The sequence below is a fragment of the Bradyrhizobium sp. PRIMUS42 genome, from assembly GCF_023006515.1.
Taxonomy (GTDB): Bacteria; Pseudomonadota; Alphaproteobacteria; order Rhizobiales; family Xanthobacteraceae; genus Bradyrhizobium.
Genome location: NZ_JALBGZ010000959.1, coordinates 1 through 1,965, shown reverse-complemented (window position 1 = coordinate 1,965; position 1,965 = coordinate 1). Strand labels below are relative to the sequence as shown.

Here is a 1,965-nt window from a genome sequence, read left to right as displayed (position 1 = left end):
CTGATTGGCGGAGACACCGCCGGCCGCGACCAGGGCGCGGGGCGCGCCGAACTGCTCGCGGAAAAGCCTGAGACCGACGCTCAAACGATCGGCGGTCGAATCGAGCACGGCGGCCTGAAAACTCGCGCAGAGATCGCTGATGTCCTGCGGCGTGATCTCAGCGAGCCGGCTCGCTTCGCTGCGCACCGCCGTCTTCAATCCCGACAGCGAGAAATTGGCGTCAGGGCGTCCCTGCATCGGCCGCGGAAACGCAAAGCGCGTGGCATCGCCGCTTGCCGCCTCGCGCTCGACCTGTGGGCCGCCGGGATAGGGCAGGCCCAGCATCTTCGCGACCTTGTCGAAGGCCTCGCCGATCGCGTCGTCGACGGTGGTGCCGAGCCGCACATATTGTCCGACGCCGGTGACTGCGACGATCTGGGTGTGGCCGCCGGAGGCGAGGAACAAGCAATAGGGAAACTCGATTCCGTCGGTGAGGCGTGGCGTCAGCGCATGCGCCTCCAGATGGTTCACCGCGACCAGCGGCGTGTCGTGCACCATTGCGATCGCTTTCGCGGTGGTGAGTCCGACGATGACGCCGCCGATCAGGCCCGGCCCCGCGGCGGCCGCGACGCCATTGAGCTGGGCAAATCCGATGCCGGCCTCGCGCATGGCGCGGTCGATAATGCCGTCGAGCAGGTCGACATGGGCGCGGGCCGCAATCTCCGGCACCACCCCGCCGAAGCGGGCGTGCTCCTCGACCTGCGACCGCACGATGTTGGAGAGGATCCTGCCGCTGCCGTCGTCCGCGCGCTCGATCACCGCCGCGGCGGTTTCGTCGCAGGTGGTTTCGATGCCCAGTACCAGCATTGGCGGATTGTTATCCAATTTGCGCCCTTGCGCTCATCCGTAAAGCAGAGTTCTGGTACGTCCGGTAGCATTCCGGGACCAGATTGCGCAATCGTCACGAAGCAAGCCGTCCTCGTCATGCGTCACCGCCAAGTGGTTCGGGAACACCAGCGATGTCCATTCTTGTCACACGGCCGCATCCCGACAACGCGGCGACGGCGGAAAGTCTGCGCGCGCGGGGGCATGCGGTGCTGCTCGCGCCGGCGCTCAAGTTCGAGCCGGTCGCCTTTCACGACGAAAGTGAAGCACCCTACGGCGCCATCCTCGTCACATCGGCCAACGCGATCCGTGCCGTCGCACCACAATTGCGGGACCTTGGCCTGCTGGAGCTGCCGCTGTTTGCGGTCGGCGAGCATACGGCTGCTGCGGCGCGCGACGCCGGCTTTGCCGAGGTGATCGTCGCCGGCGGCGATGCCGCATCCTTGCGGGACAAGGTGATCCAGGGTGCGCGCGACAAGGTGCTGAAGAAAAAGAACACGCTGCTGTATCTCGCGGGCGCGGATTTGTCGCGCGACCTCGGCGGCGAGCTCGGTGCGGAGGGTTTTTCCGTGGTCACGCGGACGACATATCGCATGACGCCGGTTAAGCATCTGCCGCGCGAGGTCTGCGAGGGCTTTGCCGCGCATGGGGTCGAGGCGGTGCTGCATTATTCCAAGCGCAGCGCCCGCGCGTTCCTGGATGCGGCGCGGGACGAAGGCGTCGAAATTTCGGCGCTGGCGATCCCGCAATGCTGCCTGTCTGAGGCGGTCGCGAGCGCGCTCCGCGAGGCCGGCGCGTCGCAGGTTCTGGTCGCCGCGACACCGGACGAAAATGCCTTATTCGCCACCTTGGAGCGTGCTTTGCGCACCCGTTTGGCGTAAGAGGTCGGGCCGAAACCGACGTAATTGAGTCCGTCCTGGTATGGAAGTGTGAGGAACCGTCACGATGGCCGACGACAAGCCTGAAGACGCAGGATTGGCGCCCGACGCGGGTCGTGCCAAACGCACGCCGCCCACCATCGACCTCGAAGCCACCGAAGTTTCGACCCAGCCGCAGGAGGCGGCGGTCGAGCCTGGGGCCGCGCCGGCGCCGGAACACGCC

2 protein-coding genes are annotated in these 1,965 nt (G+C 66.7%); one reads left to right on the top strand and one right to left on the bottom strand.

Annotated features, from left to right (window positions below):
* The coding region (tsaD, locus tag MOV75_RS36230) for a tRNA (adenosine(37)-N6)-threonylcarbamoyltransferase complex transferase subunit TsaD (protein WP_247007772.1) at positions 1–846 on the bottom strand (846 nt) is incomplete at its 3' end.
* 152 nt (positions 847–998) lie between these two features.
* On the opposite strand from tsaD, the gene MOV75_RS36225 reads away from it, so the two are divergent.
* Complete coding sequence (locus tag MOV75_RS36225; RefSeq protein ID WP_246932177.1) at positions 999–1,745, top strand: uroporphyrinogen-III synthase; 747 nt, start codon at positions 999–1,001, stop codon at positions 1,743–1,745.
* The last annotated feature ends 220 nt before the right edge of the window (positions 1,746–1,965 follow it).